This window comes from Luteolibacter sp. SL250 (assembly GCF_026625605.1).
Lineage (GTDB): Bacteria > Verrucomicrobiota > Verrucomicrobiia > Verrucomicrobiales > Akkermansiaceae > Luteolibacter.
Window position 1 is genome coordinate 1,573,856 of record NZ_CP113054.1, and the last position, 25,808, is coordinate 1,599,663.

A 25,808-nucleotide genomic window follows, 5' to 3' on the forward strand; every position below is an offset into this window, starting at 1 on the left:
GTCATCATGCCGCTCTTTCCTGACACCGCGAACGCCACCGCCCCTTTCGGCGGAAAGGGGGCCGCGTTGTTCCATCTGGGGCGTGCCGGATTTCCCGTGCCGGAGTGGTTCGCCATTCCGCCGGACGAAGCCATCGATCCGGCGAGCTGGCCGCCGCTGTCCGGTGAGCATGCGGTGAGGTCATCCGCCACGGCGGAGGACGGTGCGGCGCATTCCTTCGCCGGCCAGTTCGATACCTTCCTGCACGTGCCGCCGGAGCGGATCACGGAGCGCGTCGCTCAGGTGCGGGCGTCGACGCAGGCGGAGGCCGTGCTGGCCTACTGCCGGGAAAAAAATCTGCCGCCTCCTTCGCCGCCGACGGTCCTCGTCCAGCGGATGATCGATCCCCGCTGCGCAGGGGTGGCCTTCAGCGCGGATCCGGTAGGCGGAAGCCGTTCGCTGACGGTGGTCGCCGCTGTCTCGGGGACCGGGGAGAAGCTCGTTTCCGGCGATGAGGACGGGGAAACATGGAACATCGTGCGGGACGGAACCATCACCGTGAAGCCCGACGACGCCCTCCTTTCCACTGACGATGCGAAGGCGGTCGCGGAGCTGGCAGTCGCCTGTGAGCGCCACTTCGGACGCCCGCAGGACATCGAGTGGGCCATCGACCGGGAGGGAAAGCTGTGGCTGCTCCAGTCCCGCCCCATCACCACGCTCGGCGGACTGCCGGACCCCGGCGACACGCTCCGCGTGTGGGACAACAGCAACATCGCGGAGAGCTACGGCGGTGTGACCACCCCGCTCACTTTTTCTTTCGCCCGCCGGATCTATGAGCACGTCTACCGCGAGTTCTGCACGCTGATGTCCGTGCCGCGCGAGCGGATCGAGCGTGCGGATGATGTCTTCCCGCAGATGCTAGGCCTCATCCGCGGGCGCACCTACTATAACCTTGCGAGCTGGTACCGCGTGCTGGCCCTGCTGCCCGGCTTCCAGCTCAACCGTTCCTTCATGGAGCAGATGATGGGGGTGAAGCAATCGCTGCCGGAGCCGCTGGTCCAGCAGATCCTCGCGGAGTCGAAGACGGCCCGACTCAATGACACGCTGGCATTGGTTGGCACGTGCATCGGCCTCATCCGGCAGAACTCCGGTTTGAAAAAGCAGATCGCCCGTTTCCAGTTGCGGCTCGACCGGGCGCTGGATCTCTCCGGTGTACCATCGCTGGAAGACTCCTCCGCGGAGATGCTGGCGGCGCACTACCGGGAACTGGAGGGCCAGCTCCTGAAAAAGTGGGACGCGCCGCTGGTGAATGACTTCTTCGCCATGATCTACTACGGCGTCCTCCGTGGTCTCTGCAAAAAGTGGCTGGGCGACCAGGACGGCACGCTGCAGAACGACCTGCTGGCGCACACCGGCGGCATCATCAGCGCGGAGCCACCACGGCGCATCATGAGGATGGCCGCGCTGGCGGCGGAGGTGCCGGTTCTTCCTGAAAAGCTGGCGGACCCGGATCTGCGGGAGGATGTTAAGCTGAAGCTGGTTGCCGCGCACGCGGAACTGGCGGCGGCTTTCCGGAGCTATCTGGATGACTTCGGCGACCGTTGCCTGGAGGAGCTGAAACTGGAATCCCCGACTGTCCGTGACGATGCCTCAACTCTACTGGTTTCCATCGGCGCGCTGGCCGCTGGGGGCAGGGCGCGTGAGCGCATGGAGGAATCCCCGCACAAAGCAACGGACGCCCCGCGCATCGGGAACCCGCTGCGGCGGATGATCTTCCGTCATGTGCTGGAGCGCACCCGCGAGCGCGTCCGCTGCCGGGAGAACCTGCGCTTCGAGCGGACGCGCCTGTTCGGGCGGGTGCGGACGATCATGCGCGAAATCGGCAGGCGGCTGTGGGCGGACGGACGCCTGGAAGATCCGGCGGATGTTTTCTATCTCGAACTCGGGGAGGTTCTAGCCACCTGTGAAGGCACCGGCACCACGCATGACCTGGCCGCACTGGCCGCGCTGCGGAAAAAGGACTTCGATGGCTTCCGCGCGGAGGAAGCCCCTCCGGACCGGTTCGAGACGCGCGGGCCCATCCACCGCCATCAGTCATGGGAGCATGCCGCGGTAAGCATCGATGCGACCGGGGACGCCATCAAGGGCCAGGGTGCCTGCCCCGGCGTGGTGACCGGAAAGGTGCGGGTGGTGCGGGACCCGCGAGGTGCCAGGCTGGAGCCGGGGGAAATCCTCGTCGCCCTGCAGACGGACCCGGGGTGGGTGGTGTTGTTCCCCGCCGCGTCCGGCCTGCTGGTGGAGCGTGGCAGCCTGCTCTCCCACTCAGCCATCGTTTCCCGTGAACTCCGGCTTCCCTGTGTGGTATCACTCGCCAACATCACCCGCATCCTGAAGACAGGCGACCGCGTGGAGATGAACGGCGCGACCGGAGTGATCCGCATCCTCGAACGTGCCTCCGAACGATGACCACCTCCGAGATCCAGCACCGCGCCGACTTTTCGGAAATCCGCTACGCCCAGTGCTGGGAGGACTCCCGGTTGCTCGTTGGCGGCATGCTGCCCGCGGGCCGGGACTGCCTCAGCATCGGCTCCGCCGGGGAGAACAGCTTCGCGCTGCTGGCGGCGGGCGCGGCCTCCGTCACCGCCGCCGAAATGAACGCGGCGCAGATCGCGTGCATCGAACTACGGAAGGCATCGTACCTGCATCTGGACCATGACGGGCTGCTGCAGCTCATCGGCTCCAGGCCGTGTGACGACCGGCAGGCTATCTATGGGGAAATCCGCAACGCCCTGCCGGAGGAGGTGCGTGCATTCTGGGACGCGCGCCCGGAGGCGGTCGCGGCGGGTGTCGGCTCGGCGGGGAAGTTCGAGCGCTACTTCGCCACCTTCCGCAGCCGGGTGCTGCCGCTGGCCCATGGCCGGAAGCGGGTGCTTTCCTTGCTGGAACCACGCGATCCCGGTGCGCGGCTGCATTTCTACCAGAAGGAATGGAACAACCGCCGCTGGAGGTGGATCTTCCGGATCTTCTTTTCCCGGACCGTGATGGGGGCGCTGGGCCGTGATCCGGAGTTCTTCAAATACGTGGAGGGTTCCGTCGCGGACCGCATCCTGTCCCGCACCCGGCACGCGCTGGCGGTGCTGGATCCATCGGAAAATCCCTACCTGCACTGGATCCTGACCGGCACCCACGGGGATGCGCTGCCGGATGCGCTGGAGGAGCGGAATTTCCCGCTCATCCGCGAAGCCATCGCTGCGGGGAGGTTCCGCATCGCGCCCGGGTCGATCGAGGCCTTGCTCGAATCCGAGCCTGACCGGCGTTATGGTGCGTTCAACCTTTCGGACATCTTCGAATACATGAGCGAGGACAACACCGCCGCGCTGCTGGGGAAAATCACGGACGCCTCCGTCCCCGGGGCGCGTCTGGCGTATTGGAACATGCTGGCCCCGCGGTCGCGTCCCGCATCGCTGGCCCACCGGCTGCGGCCCATCCCGGCGGATGATCTTTTCGGAATGGACCGCGCGTTCTTCTACAGCCGCTTCGTCGTGGAGGAGGTCATGGAGTGACCAGCTACGAATGGCTCTGCGTGCTGGTGGTGGTGTTCATCCTCGCCGCAGGCCTGCCATCTGTCCGTGCCATCACCGCCCGCTGCGGAGCCTCGCCGGAGGTTTCCCGGAAGTCGGTCCATGTGCTGATGGGGCTGGTCTGTGTTTCCTTCCCATGGGTGTTCGGCCGGCCGTTGCCGGTGTGGGTGCTCGCGGCGGCGGCCACCATCCCGCTGGCGGTGGTGCGCTCCATCCCGGCGCTGCGCAGCGGGGTCGGCTCCGCGTTGCACGGGATCAAGCGGCCATCGTATGGCGAGGTGCTGTTCGCCCCGTCGGTGGCGGCGGTGTTCCATTTCTCCGGTGGGGATCCCTACTTGCACGGCATCCCCATCGGGATCCTGACACTGGCTGATGCGGCCAGCGCCGTGGGCGGCACCCGCTGGGGCAGGCGTCACTATGGGGTGGGGGAGGGTTTCAAGACGGTGGAGGGCTCGTTGATTTTCCTGACCACCGCGTTCCTGTGCGTGTTCCTGCCGCTCTTCCTGGGCGGACGGCTGGAGATGGTGCATGCGCTGTGGGTGGCCCTCATCCTCGCCACCCTGGCGATGATGGCGGAAGGGATCTCCGACCGGGGCTTCGACAACATGGTGATCCCGCTGGGCTGCATCTTCGCGCTCGACCGACTGTTACTACTGGACACCCCGTCGCTCATCTGGCGGTTCATCGTGCTCATCGTCCTGCTGGTGCTGGTGCTGGTGGGATCGCGCTGGTCCACGCTGAACGGCGGCGCGTTGCTGGGCAGCGTGCTGCTGGGTTACGGCTGCGCCATCCTCGCGGACTGGCGGTTCGCGCTGCCGCCGTCCGGTGTCTTCATCTCCCACCTCATCACCACGCGGAAGCATCATCTCATCAAGGCGTTCGACCACCGTCTGGATGCGGTCGTTTCCCATGCCATCGCCGCCATGCCGTGGGTCGTCGCGGTGGCGCTGGACCGGTTGCCGGTGGCGCTCGGTCTGGCGGGCGTGTCCTTCGCGATGATGGCGCAGCTCGCCATCCTGGACACCGCCACCCGCAACTCCGTGCCTGGGCTTTCACCGAGGCCGCTGCGGGCGGTGCTGAAAGGAGCGCTCATCGCCGCGCTGCCGGGCTTGGTCTTGCTGTGGCCGTATGCCGGCGCGCTGGTGATCCCGGTCGCATCGGCATTTGGCGCGACGCTGATGGCCGTGCTATGGTTCGGCAAATTGTCACGCTCCTGGCGGGGCGGTGACACCGCACTGTGGATGGTCAAGGGCGTGCTCGCCCTGGCCGTCTCCCTCACCGCTTTCCTTTTCCGTCCATGAATCCGCTGGAAACCCTCATCACTCCCGGCCCGGGCATCCCGGAGATGTCGCTTGCGGAAAACCTGCCATCACCCGCAACTGTGGCTCCGGAAAGCGAACAGCCGGATGCGCGTGTCTTCGTCATGGAGGGCGGAAAGGTAGCGGCCCATCTCGCGCTGTGGTGGAGCGATGTCCCGCCCCACGCGGAGCACCGGCTGGGAGTGGCGGGAGGATTCACCGCGTTGGGTGGGGAAAGCTCCAAGGCCCTGTTGGATGCGGCGTGCGGTCATCTCACCGCCCAAGACTGCACGCTGGCGGTCGGCCCCATGAACGGCAACACGTGGCGCAGCTACCGTTTCGTCGATGAATCCGGGGGGCGGCCGCCGTTCCTGCTGGAGCCCCGCAACCATGAGTCCTATCCGGCATGGTGGCGGGCCGCTGGATTCGGCGAACTGTCCTCCTATTCCTCATCCGTGATGGAGCTGGATGGCAGTGAAGCGGTGCCTCCCGCGTTGAAGGAAAGGATCATCCGCTCCGGCATCAGCATCCGCCCGCTGGACCCGGACCGCTATGAGGAGGAACTGGCGACCATCCATGATCTCAGCCTGCGCAGCTTCACGAACAACTTCCTCTACACTCCGTTGGGCAGGGAATCGTTCATCGCCTCCTACCTGAAGGTGAAGCAGCATGTGGATCCGCAACTTGTCAGGATCGCGGAGCGCGACGAAGCGCCATGTGGTTTCGCCTTCGGCATTCCGGATCTGGAGTCCGCCGCGCGGGGGGAGCGTCCTGCGGTGATCGTCAAGACGCTGGCCGTCGATCCCTCATCCAGGAGCGCTGGACTTGGCAGCCTGCTGGTGGATGAACTGCACCGCATCGCCCGGGGAAAGGGATACACGGAGGCGATCCACGCGCTGCAGCACCAGACGAACACCTCCCTGAAGATCACCGGCAGGCATGAGGGCCGTGCGTTCCGGAGATATGTCCTTTTCTCGAAAGATCTGCACCCATCGTTGGACGGTGTTGCGGGAACGGAGCGCGGACTTCAGTCCGCATCTTCCGGAAGTCCGGATTCTCCGGGGCGGACTGAAGTCCGCGCTCCAATTCACCTGGGCACCAGCATATGAATCTGGTCGCGTTGTTGGTGGAGCGTGCGGCGGAGCACCCGGACCGTCCGGCGTTGGTCGATTCGGCGGGTGGTGTGGATCGTGTGTTGACCTACCGGGAGTTGATGGACCGCGTGGCGGGCGGGGCTTCCTTTCTCAAGCGGAGCGGTTTGAAAAAGGGCGACACCGTTCTGCTGCTGCACCCGGTATCCATCGAGCTTTATGAATTCCTGCTCGCGGCTTTCCACCTCGGCGTCCGGGCGATGCTGGCGGACCCGTCCGGTGGCAGGGCTTTCATCTCCCTCTGCTGCCAGCGGGTGCGGCCCGCCGCGTTCTTCGGTTCATGGAAGGCACAGGCATTCGGCATGATCATTCCGGAGATCCGGAAATGCCCGATGCGCTTCCGCACCGGGGCATGGTTTCCCGGCACGGTGAAGTGGAGGACGGATGCCACTCCCGATGACCTGATGGACGTCCCGCAGGATGAACCGGCGCTCATCACCTTCACCAGCGGCAGCACGGGCGTGCCGAAGGCGGCGGTCAGGACACACGGCTTCCTGCTCGCCCAGCACCGCGCTCTTTCCAGGTCGCTCGATTTCCGTGACGGCGAGGTCGATCTGATCACGCTGCCTGTCTTCGTGCTGGCGAACTTGGCCTCCGGCCTGACGAGCGTCCTCGCGGCGACGAACCTGGCGAAGCCCGGCTCACCCGATACGGCGGCGGTCCGCGGCCAATGCGAACGCCACGCCGTCACCCGCTGCGCCGCATCGCCCGCGTTTTTCGAGGCATTCCTGCGCTCCCCGGACGGCCTGCCGCCGCTGCGGCGCATCTACACCGGCGGCGCGCCGGTCTTTCCCGATCTCCTCCGACGGCTCCGCAGAGTCCTGCCGGACGCGGAGATCCACTCCGTCTTCGGCTCGACGGAGGCCGAACCCATCGCCCATCACCATCCGGATGAGGAAGCCGCCGCCCTGACGAAGGAAGGCGCCGGCCTCTGTTCCGGCCTGCCGGTCGGGGAGATTTCGCTGCGCGTCATCCGGGACCACTGGGGCAGGCCACTGGGGCCGATGGATGCCGTGGCCTTTGACGCGCTGGAGCAGACTCAGGGTCAGGCGGGCGAGATCATCGTCAGCGGGGATCACGTGCTGCCGGGGTATCTGGACGGGATGGGCGACCGGGAGACGAAGATCCATGTGGACGGAACCATCTGGCACCGCACCGGGGACTCCGGATGGCTGGACGCCCACGGCAGGATCTGGTTGCTGGGACGCTGTGCGGAAAAACTGCCCGCATTCCCTGCTGCCGGTGGATTGCCGGCGGATGCGTTCCGTTATCCGTTCGCGATCGAGTGCGCCTTGCGGGAAAGTTTCCCAGGCATCCGCATGGCCGCGCTGGAGTGGAAGGGGGAGCGTCTGTTGGTGGTGGGGAAGAACCTTTCGACGGAGGAACACGCCGCGATTTCCGGAATGGCCACGGCGTTCGGGATGCAGCGCGTGGTCAACCTGCCGGAACTGCCGCTCGACCGCAGGCACAACGCGAAGATCGACTATCCGGCGTTGCGGAAGCTGCTGGAAGGAAGGTAGGGTCTGAAGATGTAGCGGAAGTCGTGAGACTTCCGGTGGTGGGGAAGTCCATGGACAACCGGAGCGGCTTTGGTGTGGGAGGTCCTCCCAGCCGAAGCTCTCACGAGCTTCGCTACCCCTGCATGGCGCGCGCCCTCAGCCTCACCCGGAATCCATTCTTCATCCGCAGGGTGATCGACGGTTCCGCCCCGATGGTCTGGCCGGGCACGGCCTCCAGATCGAACTCCCGCAGGATCATCGGCAGGATCACCCGGGCTTCCGCGAGCGCGAATTCGCTGCCGATGCAGAAGCGTGGACCCGCACCGAAGGGGTAGTAGGACTCGTGGTCGCGCTTCAGGAAACGGTCGGGGCGGAAGACCTCCGGCTCCTCCCAGAAGTCCGGATGGCGGTGCAGCATGTAGGGGCTGAGGATGACGCCGGAGTTGCGCGGGATGTGGAAGCCGCCGATCTCGTCATCGGAGATGGCCCTGCGTTCCATCGCCCAGATCGGCGGGTAAAGGCGGATGCTTTCCTCGAAGACGTGCAGTGTGTCCGCCAGCTTCGGCAGGTCCTCCATGGTGGGCGTGCGGCCGCCGCAGACGGCATCGAATTCCTCCCGGATGCGGGTGATCCATTCCGGATGCCGGCAGAGCAGGTGGAGCGTCCACGCCAGCGCGTTGGCGGTCGTCTCATGTCCGGCGAGGAGAAAGGTGATGGCCTCGTTCCGCACGGCCTGGTCGCCCAGCGCGGCACCCGTTTCCGCATCCTCCCCGTGGAGCAGCATGGACAGCAGGTTGGGCGTTTCCGGCGGGTCCACCCGCTGCGCGGAAATGAGCCGCGAAATGATGCCATCCACCTCCACGAGTGATCTGCGGAAACGCAGGTTCGCCGGGGTTGGCCAACTCGCGGGCGGAGGCAGCAGGCTGCGCCAGCGGTGGTAGGTGTGGAGCATCATCCGGTGCATGGAGCTTTCCACCGTCTCCGCCTCCCGTCCCAGGTCCGCTCCGAAAAGGCACTGCCCCACCACGCGGAAGGTCAGCTTCATCATCTCGGACGCCGCGTCCGTTTCGTCCTTTCCCTTCCATCCGTCCAGCATGTCACGGGTGCAGGCGGCGATGCTGGAGACGAATCCGGCGACCGCGCTGCGGTGGAACATCGGTTGGATCGTGCGGCGGCTCAGTTGCCACGCGGGGCCGTTGGAGGTGAGCAGGCTTTCGCCGCAGATGAGGCCGATGTTTTCGGAACTGCGGGACGCCTTGTCGTAGTTCCTGCGGTTGCGGATCATCACATGCGTCATGTGATCCGGGTGGTTGATCAGGTGGAAAACCAGCGGCCCCACCTTGAATCGGACGATGTCACCATGGTCGCGCGTGCTTTCCTCCAGCAGGCCCAGCACGTCGTGGCGGATGCGGTGCAGGTGGCCGGTGAGGAATCCCCCGCGTGGAGATGGGGCGGAGCGTTTCATGGGATGTCGTGGTCCCAGCGTTGGTAGATGCCGCCCCACTCCGAGCGGAGCTTGTCCTTCTCAGCGGCGGTCAGGGTCGTCAGCCGGTTTTTCTCATACCCATCCAGGGTGGAAACATAGCGGCTGATCTTTTCGGAAACCTTTTCCCACGCCGGGATGTCCAGCGCCTGGTAGATACCCTCCACAGTTCCCATGGGATCCCGCTCCACGTCACCGAAAGCCACCTCGTGGAAGTTCCCCGCCGGGATCAGCGGCAGGTCGCGGAAGAACGCGCCATACAGCTCCCGGTAGCGGGCGATGATCTCGTCATCGATGCGGCTGCGGTCCGGGCGCTGCAGGTAGGTGTGCCACATCGCCGTGTCATAGTAGTGGCGGAACGACTGGAAGACTTCGTCCGGCCTGCGGTGGATGTGGACGAACTTCGCGTCCGGGAACATCTCCAGCAGCAGGCGGATGCGGGCGGTGTGCGGCGGGGATTTCAGCAGCAGCGCGCGGCCGTATTTCAGCGTGAGTTTCTTGATGAACCATCGGAACGCTTCCATCCACTGCCACGTTTCCTCCCGCGTCGCGTCATCAAAGGTCAGGTAGCGGTTGTAGAAGCTTTCTCGGCGCGGGAATGACACGCCCAGGTAGGAGGACATCAGGCTGATGAGCAGCGGCGCGAATTCATCCTCCTGTGGCGACTCGAAGCTGAGCGCCATGTTGTCCATGGGTCGCTTGTCCGGGATCATCCAGGCAAAGCGGCGCGTGTTCGCTTCCTCCGTCGTCAGGAACGTGTGCGGGTTCACCACCTGATAGGTGTTCGCGAAGGCGAAGTTCACATCATCCTGCGCCAGCAGGTTGTGGAGGTGGGTGGTGCCGCTGCGCCAGTGGCCGAGGATGAACAACGGTGGCCGCGTGATCTCCGTCGCCTCGATCTTTTTATCGAACAGGCGTTCCTCCCGCCGTCGGTGGAAGGAGTTGAAAAGACTGAGCAGGGAGATGACCGCGGCCCGGTGCCAATACACCGCGTCCACCTGGAAGCGGTTGGCGTCGAGAAGCCGCCACCAATCGGCAGCGGTGATTCCGGAAAGGTAATTGTGGCCGATGCTCCAGCGGTGTTTTAGTCTGGTGCTCAAACAACCACCGGGTAAGCTGCATCCCTTGGATTTCCAAGTTCAAACTCCGCTCATCGCCATGTTCCGATTCCTCCGCGCCCTCGTTCCGGCCATCACCCTGCTCCTCTCCCACACTGCCCGCGCGCAGGATGCCACGGTGCCGATGGATCCCGACCATGTCGAACTCCGCGCGCTGAAGGACCAACTGGTGAAGGGGATCAACGAGGGGAACATGGACCTCATCGATCCGCTGCTGCATCCGGACGTGGTGGTCACCTGGCAGGACGGCCAGGTGTGCAAGGGACCGGCGGCCATCCGCAAGTTCTACGCGGACATGGCGGCGAAGTCGAAGAAGACCTTCCAGGGCTACAAGGTGCCGCCGACGGCGGACGAGCCGACCATCCTCCATGCGGGCAACAACGCGGGCGTCGCCTATGGCTACAACGTCGGCGTGTTCCATCTCGCGGGAAAAGACTTCGAGATGAACAACCGGTGGACCGCCACCATGGTGAAGCAGGACGGCAAGTGGCTGCTCTCCAGCTACCACGTCTCGATGAACGTGCTGGACAATCCTCTGCTCAACGCGGTGAAGACACTGGCCATCGCCGGTTCCGCCATCGCCCTCGTTGTGGGCTTGCTCGTCGGGCGGGCGCTTGGACGGAGGCGCGGGTAATTTTCATGTGTCCGCCGTTCACGCGGCAGCGTCATGGAGTGCGGCAGTCCTCTGCCGCTATCAGTCGCGGGCGGGATTTTCCCTGAAATGAAAACGCCACCCGCAAGTTGGGGCGTGGTGATTTTTACCACATCGTCCGGCAGGTGATGTCCTCCCCCAAAGCGGCGGAGGGCCGCAGCACTCCATGACGCTGCCGCGCCTGTGGCGTTCCCTTTGCCTCACGGCGATCATCAGGCCGTGACACCCTTCGGCAGTCCGCCTTCCGTGATCTTCACGCCGCTGATCCGCAGTGGACCTCCGACGAACGGCTCGTTGGGGATGAGGGCGGAGGAGAATTTCAGCTCCACCGGCATGCCGCCTTGGTCGGCATCCACCTTGATGCCCGCGCACACCAGCAGCATCCGGCCATCGCTGAATCCTCCGCTGCGCAGGATGAAGAGCCGTGGTTCCCCCTCGCATTTGCAGTGGAAACTGCCCGTCACCCTCATCTTCGGCGGCACGTCGATCAGTGCGGAAATGCTGATGGTTTTCCCGCTGATGGCGGCGGTTTCCCCGACGGAGAATTTCTTGCCGATGGATGACTCCGCATCCTTGAAGCTCACTTCCAGCGCTTTCCCGTCCCGGGATTTTCCGGCCTCCACATTCTTCCTATCCGGAAGTTCCGCCCAATCGGCCAGGCCCTTGTCCGGCATCGCCGGCCATGAGGGGGTGGAGAATGGCTGGCCCGCCGCTGCAGTGGTCCAGGTGGACATCAGCGCCGCCGTGACTAGGCCCGCGCCCTTGTGGTTGGACGGACCGTCGCTGGGGTGGATGACATCGTTTGGCCGGTAAAGGTCGTCGGTCATTCCGGCGGTGACAAACGCCGCGTGGGAGTCCACCAGCGTGAGGGATGGATGCAGAACGGCGACCGCCTGGATGGACTCCAGCGCGCGCTTGTAGTTGTCGATCCGCTTCCACGCGTTCTGGTTGGTGATGACCTGGGGCACGCCCGGCCATTTCAGCGAGGTCATGCCGATGGCGGCGAAAAGCCAGCCGCGCAGGGATGTCCTGTCACCTGGCAGCGATTGGAATGCCCCCAGCATGTTGTGTCCGTGGTGGAGGATGCAGCAGTCCGGCAGTGGGATGGCGTCGATCGCCTGCGCCCGCCTTGCGTTCGTGAACATCTCCGTGGCGGAGGCACCGGGCAGGGTGGCCAGATAGACGGTGAGCGTCGCCTTGCCGGTGTCGCGCAGCGCGACGGGGGCCTCGTATTGCTTCGGGCCGGTCGGCTTGCCCATCTCCCACTCGCCCCAGCGGTGCATCACCACCTTGCAGTCCATCGCCTCTCCGATGGCCTTGGCAAAAAGGAAATACGGCCCGTTGGGCTCATAGGAAGTGCTGTCGCCGTTGATGAAGAGGATCGCATCTTTTCCTGCGGCCAGCTTTCCCTTGATGGGGGAGAAGGCGTTCGCGGTCCCCGTTTCCGCCGCCCGCATCCATCCGGCGGCTGCGAGGGTGAAGGCACTTGCGGAGGCGAGGAAGCGGCGGCGGGTCGTGGTCATCAGACGAGTTGTGTTTCTACGAGGAAGCGATACGTGCCGTTGTGCGCCAAAAGTTCATCGTGCGTGCCACTTTCCACGATCCTGCCCTGATTGAAGACCAGGATGCGGTCGGCGTGGCGGACGGTGGAAAGCCGGTGGGCGATGACCAGGCTGGTGCGGCCTTCCATCAGCCGTTCCAGCGCTTCGTTCACCAGCCTCTCGCTTTCGGAATCGAGCGCGGAGGTCGCCTCGTCCAGCAGCAGGATGCGTGGGTCCGCGAGGATCGCGCGGGCGATGGCGATGCGCTGGCGCTGGCCGCCGGAGAGCTTCGTGCCGCGGGGGCCCACCATGGTGTCGAATCCCTCTGGCAGCGCGGAGATGAAATCATGGGCATTCGCCTGTTTCGCGGCGGCCTGGATCTCCTCGGGCGTGGCACCGGGCCTGCCGTATTCGATGTTCTCACGGATGGTGCCGCCGAACAGCAGCACCTCCTGCGGCACGATGGCGATCTGTGAGCGCAGCGCGTGGAGCGAAAGGGACGAGGCGGGGCGGCCGTCGAACAGGACGTCACCGCTTTCCGGTGAGTTGAAACCGAGGATCAGGGAAAACACGGTGGACTTGCCCGCGCCGGACGGCCCCACCAGTGCGACCCGCTGGCCCGGCTCCACCTGGAAGCCCAGGTCAGCCAGCACCTGTACGTCCGGACGGGATGGATAGCGGAAGGAGACATCCCGCAGAGCCAGGGCTCCACCGAGGCGCACGCCATCCTCACCATCTGCCCGTTCGGTCGCGGTGTGCATCAGCTCCCGCAGGCGTTCCGTCGCACCCGCCGTCTGTTGCAGCGCGGAGACGATCTCCGGGAAGGTGCCGAGCGAAGCTCCGACGAACACGCCGAACAGCACGAACCACAGGAACTCCGTGCTGGAGATCTCACCCGTCGCCATCATCCGCGCGCCATACCAGCAGACGAAGGCGATGGTGCCGAACAGGGCGAAGATGATGAAGGACAGGAACGCCGCGCGGGCCAGCGCGCCGCGCTTTGTCACGTCCAGGAAGCGGGTGAGGGAGCGGTCATAGCGGGACGCTTCCAGCGGCTCGTTGGTGAAGGATTTCACATCCGCGATGCCCTGCACGCTTTCCTCGATCACCGTGCCGGCGTCGGCCAGCGCGTCCTGCGCGTCCCGCGAATGCTTCCGCACCTTGCGGCCGAACACCGCGATCGCCAGTACCACGATAGGCACGCTGCCCAGCAGGATGAGCGAGAGCTTCCAGGTGGCGATGAAGATGGCGATGAGGCCGCCGACGAGGATGACCGTGTGGCGCACCGCCTGCGGGATGGTGGTCAGCACCGTTTCTCGCACCAGGTTCAGGTCCGCGGAGATGCGGTTGCTCAGGGCACCCGCGCGCTGCTCCTGGAAGAACGGCATCGGCAGGCGGATCATGTGGCCGAAAAGGTCCCGCCGCATGTGGTTGAGCGCGGATTCCCCGGAACGGATGAAGCCCTGGACCCGGAAGAACGCGACGATGGACTGGAGCGCCAGCACCGCCACCAGCTCCAGCACGATGCGGTTCGACTTCGCGAGGATCTCCGTGGGATTGATGCCGTCGTTGAGGGCGTCTGTCGGGTTGCCAATCAGTTCCTTGAGGAACCATGGGAAGGCAAGGGAGAGGATGGCGGTGAGGAACAGCGCCACCATCGACGGGATGAAGACCACCTTCTCCTTCATCAGGTAGCCGAAGATCCACCTCAGGGAGGAAATCGGCTTGCTGCGCTTCGTCTCGGACATGCCGGGATGGGAGACGATGGCGGGCACGGCGTCAACCGTGCAGCCAGCGTTTCATCTCCTGCGGCGGCGGCACACCAGTGCTCCGGCCAGCGGAAGCAGCAGTGCGGCGGATGGTTCCGGGATCAGGGTTCCGGTGATGGCGGTGATGTCCGTGCGGTAGGTGAAAACATCCGTATATCCGGAACGGTCCCCATATTCGGCGGAGTCAGCCGCGGATCCACCTTCGTCGTCCGCGAAATGGCCGATGCCCACCAGCACCCATTGGCCGCCACGGTAGGCGAACATGCCGCCTCCGGAGTCGCCGATGGCCACCTGGCCCTCATAGGCGGTGACGGCTCCAGGTCCCCCTGTCGGGCCGGGAGGGTCGAAGTCCGTGATGATGTTCATGCTGGTGACCCCGCTGACCACCGCGTTCTGTACGGAGGTGACCCGGTTGGTGCCCCAGCGCATGACTTGGGCGTCGGAGGCGCTGGTCGAACCCCATGGATAGGGGTCACTGGTGCCGGTGGCGGTCGTGTATCCCCGTCCCATCATCAGGACGAACTCGTTGGTCGTGGCGGAAGTGCTTGCGAGATTGACGGTGGGGAGGGCGGCTGCGGCGGTGCCTGCAACGCCGGAAATCTCCATCAGCAGCAGGTCCGTGCCGGTGACCGTCTGGGAGTGGACGACCGCGTAGCTGGTCCCCGCAACGGTGATGGTTCCCGGATTCCCCACATGGCCCGCACCCAGCACCCATCCGTTGCCCGTGCTCTGGTTGTAGCCCAGATAGACGCCTGACGCGTCATTCACCCGCAGCAGGTTGCCCCAGTGGTTGAACGACGCCTGGGAAGATGAGGAAAGGTAGCTCTGTAGGCTGGACTCCGAGCCGTTGTTGGTGCCGGTGCCGAGCGTGCCACCGACGATCACCGCCTGTGCCGTGCCGGAAGCCACCAGCATCAAAAAAACCGGGAGGGAAACACCGCGGAACAGGGCTTTCATTTTCCCTGTTCTGGTAAGGGGGGCTGAGGAAAATGTCAATTCCCCGGTGAACGCGGGGATTGCGCTCCCCGGGCGGATGGCGCATGAAAGGCCCGATGACCGGTCGGGAAGTTCGTGAAGTGTTGGATCAGACGGGGGTGCTCCCCAGCAAGCAGCTCGGGCAGAACTTTCTGGTCGATCCGAACATGGCGCGCTGGATCGTCTCCCGGCTCGAACTGACCCCGGATGACGCCGTGGTGGAGGTGGGACCCGGCACCGGGGCGCTCACGGAGCATGTGGTGGGCACCGTGCGGAAGGTCATCCTCATCGAGTTCGACGCCCGTCTGGCCGCCGCGCTCAAGGAGCGGTTCAAGGATGACCCCTCCGTGGAGGTCCACCATGAGGACGGCGCGAAGTTCGATGGCCGGAAACTCTTCAAACACCGCCCGTTGAAATTCCTGGGAAATCTTCCCTACTCATCCGGAGGAGCGATCATGAAGAACCTCCTCAGTCGGCCGAACCCGTTTTCCCGAGCGGTGGTCATGCTGCAGAAGGAGGTGATCGACCGCCTGGCCGCCGCCGCCGGGACCGACGACTACGGCATGCTTTCCCTGCGTGTGCAGTCGGAGTGGGAGGTGCGGCCGCTCCGCACCGTGCCGCCGGAGGCCTTCTATCCACAGCCGAAGATCGACTCCAGCGTGGCGGTGCTTACGCCACGCAAAGGTGGCCTGCCGCCGTTTGATGCACGGCTTTTCGACGAGATCATCCGCCGTGGTTTCGCCCAGCGCAGGAAGCAGCTCAAAAAGCAGATGCCGAAGGAACCCGCATGGGAAGAGGTCGCGGGTTCGCTGGGCCTGCCTCTCACCGTTCGCGGGGAGGATCTGACGCTGGAGCAGTGGGTGGATCTCTCCCGGGCGTTTGATCCCCATCCGTTGAAAGACCTGCCGCAGAAGGACGGGGAAATTTTCGACGTCGTGGATGCGGACGACCAGGTCACCGGCACCGCCACCCGGGCGGAGGTGCATGCGCGAGGGCTGCTCCACCGTGCCGTGCATGTCTTTGTTTATAACAAGCGCGGGGACATCCTGCTCCAGCGGCGGTCGCTGCTGAAGGACGCCCATCCCGGTGTATGGGATTCCAGCGTTTCCGGGCACCTGGATTCCGGGGAGGATTATGAACCCGCGGCCATCCGCGAACTGGAGGAGGAAATGGGCATCTCCGGCGCGGCGGTGGAGGAAGTGGGGCGCGTAAAGCCCTGCCCGGAAACCGGCTGGGAACACGTCCGCCTCTATCGCACGCGGCATGATGGCTCCGTGAAATTCCCCTGCGCGGAGATCGACGCCGCGATGTGGTTCCCCGTCGCGGAGGTGGCGGCGTGGATCGCCAACCGGCCTGCGGATTTCGCCAGCGGCTTCCTGGAATGCTGGAAACTGGCGGATTGAGATAGAAAGCCGTCGCATTCTTCCGGATACGGGTTACCGGTGTCCGGATGAGGGGTTGTCGTGCGGCTCTGCTCACACTGATGCTTTCCGCCATGGCGGGTGGCCAGCTCGTCCGCGTCCCGAACACCACGCTCAATCTCCCTGCGTCCCTGCCCTCGGCCACGGAATACACGACGGAGAACGCGTTGGGGGGCCTCGGATTCAATGAACCCATGTCCGTCGTGTCCGTGCGGCATGAGACGCACCGGCTGTTCGTCGCGGAGCGGGATGGAATCCTGAAGGTGGTGAACCTCACCCCGGCGCAGCCGGTCGCGTCGGAATACCTGGATCTGCGCGACCTGCTGGGATCCGGAGAGACCTTCACCCGGGGAGGCGAGAATGGCTTCCTTTCTGTTGCGTTCCATCCGGAGTTCGCCGTGAACCGGACGCTGTTCGTTTATTTCAGCTTCGTCGCGGATGACGGAAAACTGTTCCAGCGGCTCCATCGCGTCGTGATGGATGGATCCACCACGAACAACGCCGCCATAGCCTCCCATGAACCCCTGCTGACGATCTATGACCGCGCTTCGAACCACAACGGCGGCACCATTGATTTCGGTCCTGACGGGTACCTCTATCTTTCACTGGGGGACGAGGGCGGTAGCGGGGATCAGCATGACAATGCGCGCTTCATCACCCAGGACCCCGCCGCGGGCCGGACCGGCTTCTGGGGGCAGATGGTGCGGCTGGATGTGGACCACCGCGCCGGGAACCTGACGCCGCAGTCCCACCAGCAGAACTCCACCTCGTACCCCTCCGCGGTGAACGCCTCCGCCTACAAGGTCCCGGCGGACAATCCCTTCATCGGACGGATGACCTGGCACAACATCGACATCGATCCGGCGGATGTCCGCAATGAGATCTGGGCCACGGGCCTGCGCAATCCCTTCCGCTGGTCTTTCGACCGGCCCACGGGACGACTCTATCTCGGGGACGTGGGGCAGGGAAGGTGGGAGGAAATCAACATCATCACCCGAGGCGGGGACTACGGATGGTCCTGGCGCGAGGGCACCCATGAATACAACAGCCCGCCATCGCCGGCGGATCCGCCTGCCGACGGCTTTTTCCCGATCGATCCCATCTATGACTACGGCCGTTCCAGTAACGGCGTGCTGGGAGGGAACTGCGTGACCGGCGGGGCCGTGTACCGGGGCAACCGCCTGACCGAGCTGTTCGGTGCCTATGTCTTCGCGGACCTCAGCGGACCCATCGTGGCGTTGCGGGAAAACAACGGTACGTGGACGGCCAAAAAACTGGGTTCGGAGGGCGGCATCGTCCACTTCGGGCATGATCCGCGGGACGGTGAACTTCTCTTCTGCGCGAATGGACAGGTGAAGCGGTTCGTCCGCTCGGAAACCACCGGCACCGCCCCTCCGGCCACCCTTTCCGCCGTGGGTGCGTTTTCCAATCTCGCCACCCTCACCCCGCACGCGGGCATCGTGCCCTACAATGTGAATCTTCCGTTCTGGAGCGACCACGCCATCAAGCGCCGGTGGTTCTCCATCCGCAATACGACGGATGACGTCACCTACAGCCGTGACGGGAACTGGACCCTGCCCGCCGGGATGGTGTGGGTGAAACACTTCGACATCCAGACGGTGCGTGGCCAGCCATCCTCCGCGCGGAAGCTGGAGACCCGCATCCTGGTGAAGACCACGGGCGGCACCTACGGGCTGTCCTACCGCTGGCGGGCGGACCAGACGGACGCGGATCTGGTGGATGAGGAGGGAAGGGATGATCCGCTCACCATCACCGTGGATGGTTCCCCCACCTCACAGACATGGCGGTTCCCCAGCCGCGGGCAGTGCATGAACTGCCACACCTCGGTGGGCGGCCACGCGCTTTCCTTCAACACCCGCCAGCTCAACCGCGACCACCTTTACGGCGCGCAGACGCGGAACCAGCTCACCGCACTGGAAGTCGCGGGTTATTTCTCCAACACCGTCGGCGGTGTCCACACCCTCCCGGCCTATGCCGTGCCGGACGATGCCACCCAGAGCCGGGAGTGGCGGGTGCGCTCCTACCTGGCAGTGAACTGCTCCCAGTGCCACCAGCCCGGCGGTCCCGCGAGCGGGAACTGGGACGCCCGCGCGACGGTGGAGACGGATGCCGCGATGATCGTCAACGGCGTCCTGCTCGATCCCGCGGGGAATGCCGCCAACCGCTTCGTCGTGCCGGGGGATGTCACCCACTCCGTGGCGCTGCGGAGGATGCAGGGCATCCCGTCGCGCATGCCGCCCATCGGTTCGAACGTCATCGACTCCTCCGGCGTCGCCCTCCTCACGGACTGGATCAACGCGGACCTGCCCGCACGGCGGAGTTTCGCCCAGTGGCAGGTGGCCATGTTCGGGGATCCGCCACCGGCGAAGGCCGCGCCGGACCAGGATCCCGACGGTGACGGGCTGGACAACCGCACGGAGTATCTGGCGGGGACCCCGCCGGAGTCCGGGAACCCGCCATCGCTCCTGAAAACGGACATTTCCGGCGGCCAGCTCCGTTTCCGCCACACGCTGCCCGCGAACCGCGCGATGGTCATCGAAACCAGCGAAACGCTCGCTCCCGGCTCCTGGCAGCCGTGGGATGTGCCGGGAAATTCGCCCGTTTTTCCAGCTTCGGCGGGCGAGAGGACGCTGGAAATCCCTTTGCCCACCGGGCCCCGGCGGTTTTTCCGGGGGCGGATTTCCGCGCCCTGAGGTCCTGTTGACCCTGTGGCTTGCCAAGCCGCGTCCGGGGGCTACGCTCTCGCGCGCATGCCGCAGCCTCCCGTCCAGCTCGAACCCGTAACGCCGGATCCCCGCAAGCTCTGGATGACCGCCCTCATCCTGGTGGTCATCATGGTTGTGGGTGCCGTGGCCATCCTGGGAGCCTACCGCAGCTACAACCGCAAGCAGGCCACCAGCGACCGCCCGGCGATGAACAGCAACCGTCTCACGCCGGAGAAGGATCTCCCCCTCGTCCGTCAGGACGGCGGCCGGGCCGCCTTGCTCGACCTTTCCGGGAAGGTCATCCTCATCCAGGTCGTCAGCTCGGCCCAGCCGGAGACCTCCGCACGGACCAACGGCGTGATGAAACGCATGGCGGAGGAATACGCCGCCAACGACGGCGTCGCCCTCGTTTCCCTCGTCGTCGATCCCGGACCTCCGGAGAAAGCCCTCGAGTCACTCACCGCCGCCGCCACCGCCCTGGGTGCCAGCCTGCCAAAGTGGTGGGTGGGGACCAACCAGGCGGAGTTGCTCCACAAGTATGTGAAAAAGGAGTTCAAGGCGGCCATCTTCCCCCACCAGGAAGACGGGAAATGGGTCTTCGACACCTCCCTGGTGCTGTTGGACCGCAACGGCATCGTCCGCCAGCCCGTCGTCCCCCAGAAGCGTGGTGGTTCCCCGTATGTGGGACCGTTTGATTTCGACCAGGCCGCTTCGTGGGACGAACGTGGAATAAAAACCGGGACGGAACGCTCCAACGCCGGAGAACTCGAAGCTCTCCTGGTGAAGACCATCGACATCCTGCTCACGGAGCCGGTCCAGAAGCAGTCCGACAGCAAGGCCCCCTTGTATTTCCTCGGAGCGGGTGTCGCGCTCGCCATCGGGGGAGTCGTGTATTTCGTGTTCTCATCCCGGAAACGCCTCCGGAATCCATGAAACAGCCATGAGCCGCAAAACAACCATCTTCCTCTTCTACACCGGCGTCGCCGTCGTCTCCGCCCTCATCATCGCCGCGGCGGTGCTCACCCGTTCCACTTTCCCCGGCGAGAAGGCATCGCAGGAGCTCATCATCGACAGTGGCAAAACCACGCCAACCGACTATTTCCCGATCGGCAGGGACCTCCCCGCCGTGAACCAGGACGATCAACAGGTGAAGCTCTCCGACCTGCGGGGAAAGGTCTGGGTCGCCGCGGAGTTCTTCGCCGTGTGTCCTCACTGTGCCGTCCGCAACGGCTCCGAGCTGCGGGAGATCTATGAGGCGTTCAAATCTGATCCGGATTTCCACATCGCCTGCATCTCCGTCGATCCCGAGGAGGATAAGCCGGAGAAGCTGAAGGAGTATGCGAAGGTGCTGGGCGCGGACACGAAGAACTGGTGGTTCCTCAACGCCGGTGAAGCCAAGGCGACCCACAGCTACCTGGAAAAGGAACTGAAGTTCTTCGGCGTGCGCGAGCGCTCCGACCCGCTGGACATCGAGGCGAACGGCCGCTACCAGCACGACCTCGGCTTCCTGCTGGTGGACCGGAATTTCAACGTCATCGGCAAGTGGCCGCTGGCGGACGCCCGCTCCGAGGAAGCGAAGAAACGTGACCCGCAGATGTATGAGCGGATGAAGAAGGAACTCTTCGACCGCATCCGTCTGGAACTCGCCAAGAAGTGAATCTTTCCCGATGACCCCTGAACACAAAGCGTGGCTGTCACGCCCCCCGCAGGAAGCCCTTTCCAGGAAACTGGGCATCACCGCATGGATCCTCACCGCCGTGGTGCTGGTGCTGGTGGTCATGATGCGCAGCCCCTACAAGATCCCGCTGCCTGAAGGCTGGTCCATGTCCTTCCTTCCGCCCGTGCACGCCGTCCTCAACACGCTGGTCACCATCGCCCTCATCGGCGCGCTGGTGGCGGTGAAGCAGGGGAAGATCGCGCTGCACCGGAATTTCATCTTCGCCGCCATGGCGCTGTCGGTCGGCTTCCTGCTGTGCTATGTGGCTTACCACTTCACCACGGTGGAGACCCGCTACGGCGGGGAAGGAGCCATGCGGACCGTCTATTTCTTCCTCCTCATCACGCACATCGTGTTGGCGGGGATCAGCCTGCCCTTCATCCTGTTCGCTTTCATTTCCGGCTGGACGAACCGCTTTGCCGCCCACCGCCGGCTGGTGAAGTGGGTCTTCCCGATGTGGCTCTACGTCGCCGCCACCGGCCCCGTCTGCTACCTGATGCTGCGGCCCTACTATTGAACTGAAGCCAGCGCTCCGTTGACACGCGATCACGTGAGTGCCGGGGGTTGAAACAGGAGGAAGGACCGTATCTGATAGGTCCTCCCCCCATGCTTTTCAACTCGTTCGAGTTCCTGGTCCTGCTAGCGATCACGCTCGTCCTGTACTATGTCCCCGTGCCGGCGCGCCTGGCGCGTGTCTGGCAGGTTGGGGTGCTGCTTTCCGCCAGCTCCATCTTCTACGGCTGGGAGGATCCCCGGCTGCTGATATTGCTGGGCGTTTCCTGTGTCTTCAACGCCATCTCCGTCGAAAGGATCTTGTCCGCGAAGCGGGAGGAACGCGCCGTGGCGGCCAAGCGCTGGCTGGTGTGGGCCATCGTGCTGAACCTCAGCTTTCTCGCCTTTTTCAAGTACGCGGGCATCCTGCTGGGAACCATACCGGGTGTGCATTCGTCCGCAGTCGCCTGGGTCCGCTCGATCCCGCTGCCCATCGGCATCTCATTCTACACCTTCCATGCCATCAGCCTGCTGGTGGATGTCCATCGCGGGAACGTGAGCCAGGAAACGCAGCGCCGCCTCGGCCGGTCCGGTGCCGGGCGCGCGGCATCACTGGGGGATCTCTCGCTCTACATTGTCTTCTTCCCGCAGCTCGTCGCCGGGCCGATCGTCAAGGCGCACGACTTCGTTGACCAGATCCGCGAAAAGCTGTGGAGCAACATCGACTGGACGCTGGTCCGCCGCTACCTGGTGACCGGCTACTTCCTCAAGATCTTCGTCGCGGACAACCTTGCGGAGCAAACTGTCCTGCTCACCGTGGAGGGCAGCCTGCGGACCAGCGGTCCCATTTCGCTGATGGCCATGCTCTATGGCTACGGGCTGCAGATCTTCGCGGACTTCGCCGGATATTCGCTCATCGCCATCGGCCTCGGCCTGATGTTCGGCTACCGCCTGCCGGAGAACTTCAGGTTTCCCTACCTGTCGCTGAGCATCACGGAATTCTGGCGGCGCTGGCACCTCTCGCTCTCTTCCTGGCTGCGGGAATACCTTTACATCCCCCTCGGTGGAAACCGGAAAGGTTCCGGGCGCACCTACTTCAATCTTTTCCTGGTGATGTTCCTGGGCGGCCTCTGGCACGGTGCGGAGTGGAAGTTCGCGCTGTGGGGTACCCTCCACGGCGGCCTGCTGGCGTTCGAGCGGCTGGTCTTCCGCAGCCGCGCGGGTTCCCTCGCATCCACCGGTCCGTGGCGCTGGCTGCGTGACGGCTTCCGCTGGGCGTATGCCTTCCATGCGGTCATGTTCCTGTGGCTCACCTTCCTCATGCCGGACATGGCGCATATCCGCCTGTTTTTCGAGATGATGGGAAGTGGCGGCTGGAGCGTGAAAGGTCAGCCCGTTTTCGCCCTCCTCGCCTATGGCGGCATGGCGGTGCTTTACCACCTCTGGGGATGGCTGCAGGAGCATCGCCCGTATTGGGTGAAACAGGCGGGGAACCCATGGGCGGAGGGCATCGTCCACGCGGTGATGCTGTTCCTGGTCATCACCAACCCCGGCGCGCCGCGGGGCTTCATCTACTTCCAGTTCTGACCGACCATGGCCCGTTACCCCGTCATCCTCCTCGTTGCCCTCGCCGGATGTTTCGGTGCGCAGACGTTTGCCCTGAAACTGGTGGGCGGGAAGACGCGCAAGAGTGAGTCGAACTATTTCTCCTCCATCTCCCGCCTCCAGACCGGGGCGAAGGACCACCCCCGGGTGCTGTTCCTGGGCTCCTCCCTCACGGGTCGTCTGCCGGAGCGTCCGCAGACGGGAAACCTCGGCTGCGATGGGGCCAGTGCCGTGATCACCCTCCGCGCCATCGACGAGGGGCTGCTGCCATCCGCCGAAGTCATCTTTGTCGAGACGAACACCCTTTCCTACGAACTCGAGGGCATGGGCAGGGAAACCGCCGCCGCCATCCGCTCGGATTGGTTCAAGGTGGGGATGAACGTCCCGAACCTCGGAGCCACCGCACGTCCCACCGCCTTCGCCTATTCCTGGCTGGAGTCGCGTAGAAACCGGGAAGCGATCGCGGGAGCAGGGGAGTCATCACCGTTCTCCGGATCATCCGGCTTCTCCACTCTGGATGTGGCGCCCCGGTTGCATGATCCCCGCGAGGAACGGCTGGTGGAGGAGATCTGCGGCATCCTTTCCCGGCTGAAATACAACGGCGCGGATGTGAGGCTCGTCCTCCTGCCCGCAGGCGGAAAGGAAACCGAACTGGACCTCAGGATCGCACGCGCGGTTGCCGCAAGGACCCGCCTGCCGTGGTGGGACATGACCGCCGGCATCCCTGCCGACGCCATCGGCTACACGGACGGACGCCACATGGACGCCGCGGCCGCCGCTTTCGTAGTGGACGCATTGCTTGAGTAAGGAGGGAGGACACTCCTGTCCTCCGGCGGCATTGGCGAGCCAGTGAAAATTCACCGCGAAGGCGCAAAGGCCGCGAAGGAAAGAAACGGATCTTTTGAAAGCTGCCCGGATTCGTAGTCAGCGTTTTTTATTTCCTGAAAACTGAACACTGAAAACTGATCCACCTTTGATCGCCATTGCAGCCGGAGGACAGGAATGGCAGCGAAGCGGACATAGCGGCTGCGCCGCAATGTCCTCCCTCCTTACGGCAACCGCTTGGTGGAGATCGCGACCTTGAGCGTGGAAGTGACACCCGGGTTGCCGCTGTATCCTCCGGTCACGGGCATGACGCCGCGCGGATGATGGCTCACGCCCACCGCCACATGGCCCGCACCGGTCCGGCGCCCGGTGGACGGATCATAGCCCGTCCAGCCCTTCTCCGGGAGATAAACCTCCGTCCACGCATGGGTGGAGCCGCGGCCCACCAGTGAGTTCGCGCTTTCCAGATAGCCGCTCACGAACCGCGCGGGATAGCCCATCGCCCGGCTCGTCTCGATCATCAGGACCGCCATGTCACGGCAGGATCCGCTGCCGAAATCCAGGGTCGCGATGGGGGACTGCACGCCTGGTTCCTCCCGCCGCGTGTAGCGGACGGTGCTGAAGATGAGCGCCGCCAGTTCGTCAAAGATCGCCCGGCTTTCTCCGGTCTGTGGCTCGAGATTGTTGGCGACGAACCATTTCCTCAGTCGTTCCACTTCCTGAGGATAGGTGAACTGGCGGTAGGGTACGGTGATGAGTTCATCGATGCCCGCGACATGCGGCGGATACGCGACCAGCAACGGCGGCCTCTCCTTGTCCACGGGAGCGGGCAGGGCGATCATGAATTCACTCCGGATGCGGAGTTCCGCGGAGGGTTCCGTGAACTCCGCCACCGCGATGGAGTTGTCCAGGATGTCACGGTGCCAGTGGATTTCCGAGCGGGGGGATGTCTGCACCGTCATCATGTGCAGGCGCACGTCGTGCCCCTCCCGTGGCCGCAGGACCAGACGGTGGGGTGAGAAATGGACCGGCTCCGAATAGATGTAGAGCGACTCGTGCACCAGGTGCAGGCGCTCGCGGGTTTCGGTTTTGACGTCCAGGATTTCCATGGATTCCGGGTGGATTCAGAGCAGGGCGATCACCTGGTTCGCCGCATGCAGCGTGTCGCGGGTGATGGGGGCGAATTCCCCGTCCAACGACTCACAGGCGACCTGGATGTTGTTGAGGACGGGGTTCCCGAAGATGGTGCACACGGCGGCATCCGCCGCATCCCGGCCGGTGGCGATGCGGACCAGACCATTCAGCGGGGCCAGACGGGTGGGATCGAAGACATACCACATCCCGCCGATGAACACTTCGAAAACGGCGTGGAAATCCGGAGGCTCCAGCAGGTGGGAGTAGCAGGTCACGTAGCGGGCCGGGATGTTCATCGCCCGGCAGAAGCCGATGGCGAGGTGGGAGAAATCCCGGCAGACGCCCTGCCGCTGCTCCAGGGTTTCCACCGCGGAGGACTGTTCGTTGGACGTTCCGCTACGGTAGGTGACGTGCTCGAAGACCCAGTCGCTGATGCCGGAGGCGATGGCATGGGGATCCTCCAGATGCCCGAAAAGATCGACCGCCTGTTGCCGGAGCCGGTCGGACTGGCAGTAGCGGCTGGGGAAAAGAAAGGGAACCGCGTCCGGGACGAGAAGGTGCGGACCTTCCGCGATCAGCGAGGAAACATCCGTGAGCTGGATGCTGGTCTCCACGTCCGCTTGGTAGCGGATCGCCAGCGGCCCGCTGCCGGAGGTGCGGATACGGGTGAAGCGGTTCATCCCCACGCCGATGGTGAAATCATCCGTATCGGCCTCCGGCTCGATCAGGAGTGACTCATTCTCGATGTGCTGGCCGTTGGTTTCGATGCACTTGAGGGCGAAGAAGAACGTGGCGGGATCTTCCAGTTGGTATTCTAGCTGGGAACTGACGCGGAATCGCAT

20 protein-coding genes are annotated in these 25,808 nt (G+C 64.6%); 13 read left to right on the forward strand and 7 right to left on the reverse strand.

Going from position 1 to position 25,808, the window contains the following annotated elements; translation table 11 throughout:
* Window positions 1–6: 6 nt before the first annotated feature.
* From OVA24_RS06965 to OVA24_RS06985, 5 genes are read left to right on the forward strand one after another with little or no spacing between them, the layout of a single operon-like run.
* Window positions 7–2,445: a PEP/pyruvate-binding domain-containing protein gene (locus OVA24_RS06965; protein ID WP_267674474.1), complete on the forward strand. Its 2,439-nt coding sequence runs from the start codon at window positions 7–9 to the stop codon at window positions 2,443–2,445.
* Window positions 2,442–3,542: a DUF3419 family protein gene (locus OVA24_RS06970; RefSeq protein ID WP_267674475.1), complete on the forward strand. Its 1,101-nt coding sequence runs from the start codon at window positions 2,442–2,444 to the stop codon at window positions 3,540–3,542. The genes OVA24_RS06965 and OVA24_RS06970 overlap by 4 nt, the downstream gene beginning before the upstream one ends.
* On the forward strand, window positions 3,539–4,861 hold the full coding sequence (locus tag OVA24_RS06975; RefSeq protein ID WP_267674476.1) for a diacylglycerol/polyprenol kinase family protein: 1,323 nt from the start codon (window positions 3,539–3,541) through the stop codon (window positions 4,859–4,861). The genes OVA24_RS06970 and OVA24_RS06975 overlap by 4 nt, the downstream gene beginning before the upstream one ends.
* The gene (locus OVA24_RS06980) at window positions 4,858–5,967 is read left to right on the forward strand and encodes a GNAT family N-acetyltransferase (RefSeq protein WP_267674477.1); all 1,110 of its coding nucleotides are present in this window, start codon (window positions 4,858–4,860) and stop codon (window positions 5,965–5,967) included. Before OVA24_RS06975 ends, OVA24_RS06980 begins: the two co-directional genes overlap by 4 nt.
* Window positions 5,964–7,529, forward strand: a complete 1,566-nt coding sequence (locus tag OVA24_RS06985; protein WP_267674478.1) for an AMP-binding protein — start codon at window positions 5,964–5,966, stop codon at window positions 7,527–7,529. Before OVA24_RS06980 ends, OVA24_RS06985 begins: the two co-directional genes overlap by 4 nt.
* A 112-nt stretch (window positions 7,530–7,641) precedes the next feature.
* Here OVA24_RS06985 and OVA24_RS06990 read toward each other — a convergent pair whose 3' ends face one another.
* Both OVA24_RS06990 and OVA24_RS06995 read right to left on the reverse strand, forming a co-directional pair.
* Window positions 7,642–8,973, reverse strand: coding sequence for a cytochrome P450 (locus OVA24_RS06990; RefSeq protein ID WP_267674479.1), 1,332 nt, complete (start codon window positions 8,971–8,973; stop codon window positions 7,642–7,644).
* Complete coding sequence (locus OVA24_RS06995; protein ID WP_267674480.1) at window positions 8,970–10,091, reverse strand: sulfotransferase family protein; 1,122 nt, start codon at window positions 10,089–10,091, stop codon at window positions 8,970–8,972. Before OVA24_RS06995 ends, OVA24_RS06990 begins: the two co-directional genes overlap by 4 nt.
* A 58-nt stretch (window positions 10,092–10,149) precedes the next feature.
* On the opposite strand from OVA24_RS06995, the gene OVA24_RS07000 reads away from it, so the two are divergent.
* Window positions 10,150–10,743, forward strand: coding sequence for a YybH family protein (locus OVA24_RS07000; RefSeq protein ID WP_267674481.1), 594 nt, complete (start codon window positions 10,150–10,152; stop codon window positions 10,741–10,743).
* Between the two features lie 230 nt (window positions 10,744–10,973).
* Here the strand turns inward: OVA24_RS07000 and OVA24_RS07005 are convergent, their stop codons facing one another.
* Genes OVA24_RS07005 through OVA24_RS07015 form a run of 3 tightly spaced genes read right to left on the reverse strand, consistent with a single transcriptional unit; the run spans window position 10,974 to window position 15,028 of the window.
* Window positions 10,974–12,284: a hypothetical protein gene (locus OVA24_RS07005; RefSeq protein ID WP_267674482.1), complete on the reverse strand. Its 1,311-nt coding sequence runs from the start codon at window positions 12,282–12,284 to the stop codon at window positions 10,974–10,976.
* Window positions 12,284–14,077 carry an ABC transporter ATP-binding protein gene (locus OVA24_RS07010; RefSeq protein ID WP_267674483.1) on the reverse strand — a complete coding sequence of 598 codons (1,794 nt, stop codon included), beginning with the start codon at window positions 14,075–14,077 and terminating at the stop codon, window positions 12,284–12,286. Before OVA24_RS07010 ends, OVA24_RS07005 begins: the two co-directional genes overlap by 1 nt.
* Window positions 14,078–14,101: 24 nt before the next feature.
* A complete protein-coding gene (locus OVA24_RS07015; protein WP_267674484.1) occupies window positions 14,102–15,028 on the reverse strand; it encodes a hypothetical protein in 927 nt (308 codons plus the stop codon).
* Between the two features lie 119 nt (window positions 15,029–15,147).
* Between OVA24_RS07015 and rsmA the strand changes: the two genes are divergently transcribed.
* The 7 genes from rsmA to OVA24_RS07050 all read left to right on the forward strand — a co-directional run bounded on the left by rsmA (window position 15,148) and on the right by OVA24_RS07050 (window position 23,814).
* Complete coding sequence (gene rsmA / locus OVA24_RS07020; protein WP_267674485.1) at window positions 15,148–16,449, forward strand: 16S rRNA (adenine(1518)-N(6)/adenine(1519)-N(6))-dimethyltransferase RsmA; 1,302 nt, start codon at window positions 15,148–15,150, stop codon at window positions 16,447–16,449.
* Between the two features lie 80 nt (window positions 16,450–16,529).
* Complete coding sequence (locus OVA24_RS07025) at window positions 16,530–19,181, forward strand: PQQ-dependent sugar dehydrogenase (protein ID WP_267674486.1); 2,652 nt, start codon at window positions 16,530–16,532, stop codon at window positions 19,179–19,181.
* A 57-nt stretch (window positions 19,182–19,238) separates the two neighbouring features.
* Window positions 19,239–20,126, forward strand: a complete 888-nt coding sequence (locus tag OVA24_RS07030; RefSeq protein ID WP_267674487.1) for a hypothetical protein — start codon at window positions 19,239–19,241, stop codon at window positions 20,124–20,126.
* A gap of 7 nt (window positions 20,127–20,133) precedes the next feature.
* A complete protein-coding gene (locus OVA24_RS07035) occupies window positions 20,134–20,850 on the forward strand; it encodes an SCO family protein (protein ID WP_267674488.1) in 717 nt (238 codons plus the stop codon).
* A gap of 10 nt (window positions 20,851–20,860) precedes the next feature.
* A complete protein-coding gene (locus tag OVA24_RS07040; RefSeq protein WP_267674489.1) occupies window positions 20,861–21,427 on the forward strand; it encodes a DUF420 domain-containing protein in 567 nt (188 codons plus the stop codon).
* 89 nt (window positions 21,428–21,516) lie between these two features.
* Complete coding sequence (locus OVA24_RS07045) at window positions 21,517–22,989, forward strand: MBOAT family O-acyltransferase (protein ID WP_267674490.1); 1,473 nt, start codon at window positions 21,517–21,519, stop codon at window positions 22,987–22,989.
* A gap of 6 nt (window positions 22,990–22,995) precedes the next feature.
* The gene (locus OVA24_RS07050; protein WP_267674491.1) at window positions 22,996–23,814 is read left to right on the forward strand and encodes a hypothetical protein; all 819 of its coding nucleotides are present in this window, start codon (window positions 22,996–22,998) and stop codon (window positions 23,812–23,814) included.
* Between the two features lie 242 nt (window positions 23,815–24,056).
* Here OVA24_RS07050 and OVA24_RS07055 read toward each other — a convergent pair whose 3' ends face one another.
* Both OVA24_RS07055 and OVA24_RS07060 read right to left on the reverse strand, forming a co-directional pair.
* Window positions 24,057–24,941 (reverse strand): transglutaminase family protein, encoded by an 885-nt coding sequence (locus tag OVA24_RS07055; protein ID WP_267674492.1) that lies wholly within the window; start codon window positions 24,939–24,941, stop codon window positions 24,057–24,059.
* 15 nt (window positions 24,942–24,956) lie between these two features.
* Entirely contained in the window at window positions 24,957–25,808 is an 852-nt protein-coding gene (locus OVA24_RS07060) for a transglutaminase-like domain-containing protein (protein WP_267674493.1), read from the reverse strand.

Coding starts and splice junctions, on each gene's coding strand:
- OVA24_RS07035 (WP_267674488.1), top strand. CDS start 20,134: ATGAGCCGCAAAACAACCATCTTCCTCTTCTACACCGGCGTCGCCGTC.
- OVA24_RS07025 (WP_267674486.1), top strand. CDS start 16,530: ATGCTTTCCGCCATGGCGGGTGGCCAGCTCGTCCGCGTCCCGAACACC.
- OVA24_RS07050 (WP_267674491.1), top strand. CDS start 22,996: ATGGCCCGTTACCCCGTCATCCTCCTCGTTGCCCTCGCCGGATGTTTC.
- OVA24_RS07030 (WP_267674487.1), top strand. CDS start 19,239: ATGCCGCAGCCTCCCGTCCAGCTCGAACCCGTAACGCCGGATCCCCGC.
- OVA24_RS07055 (WP_267674492.1), bottom strand. CDS start 24,941: ATGGAAATCCTGGACGTCAAAACCGAAACCCGCGAGCGCCTGCACCTG.
- OVA24_RS07005 (WP_267674482.1), bottom strand. CDS start 12,284: ATGACCACGACCCGCCGCCGCTTCCTCGCCTCCGCAAGTGCCTTCACC.
- OVA24_RS06970 (WP_267674475.1), top strand. CDS start 2,442: ATGACCACCTCCGAGATCCAGCACCGCGCCGACTTTTCGGAAATCCGC.
- OVA24_RS07015 (WP_267674484.1), bottom strand. CDS start 15,028: ATGAAAGCCCTGTTCCGCGGTGTTTCCCTCCCGGTTTTTTTGATGCTG.
- OVA24_RS06980 (WP_267674477.1), top strand. CDS start 4,858: ATGAATCCGCTGGAAACCCTCATCACTCCCGGCCCGGGCATCCCGGAG.
- OVA24_RS07045 (WP_267674490.1), top strand. CDS start 21,517: ATGCTTTTCAACTCGTTCGAGTTCCTGGTCCTGCTAGCGATCACGCTC.
- OVA24_RS07000 (WP_267674481.1), top strand. CDS start 10,150: ATGTTCCGATTCCTCCGCGCCCTCGTTCCGGCCATCACCCTGCTCCTC.
- OVA24_RS06985 (WP_267674478.1), top strand. CDS start 5,964: ATGAATCTGGTCGCGTTGTTGGTGGAGCGTGCGGCGGAGCACCCGGAC.
- OVA24_RS06990 (WP_267674479.1), bottom strand. CDS start 8,973: ATGAAACGCTCCGCCCCATCTCCACGCGGGGGATTCCTCACCGGCCAC.
- OVA24_RS06965 (WP_267674474.1), top strand. CDS start 7: ATGCCGCTCTTTCCTGACACCGCGAACGCCACCGCCCCTTTCGGCGGA.
- OVA24_RS07060 (WP_267674493.1), bottom strand. CDS start 25,808: ATGCGATTCCGCGTCAGTTCCCAGCTAGAATACCAACTGGAAGATCCC.
- OVA24_RS07040 (WP_267674489.1), top strand. CDS start 20,861: ATGACCCCTGAACACAAAGCGTGGCTGTCACGCCCCCCGCAGGAAGCC.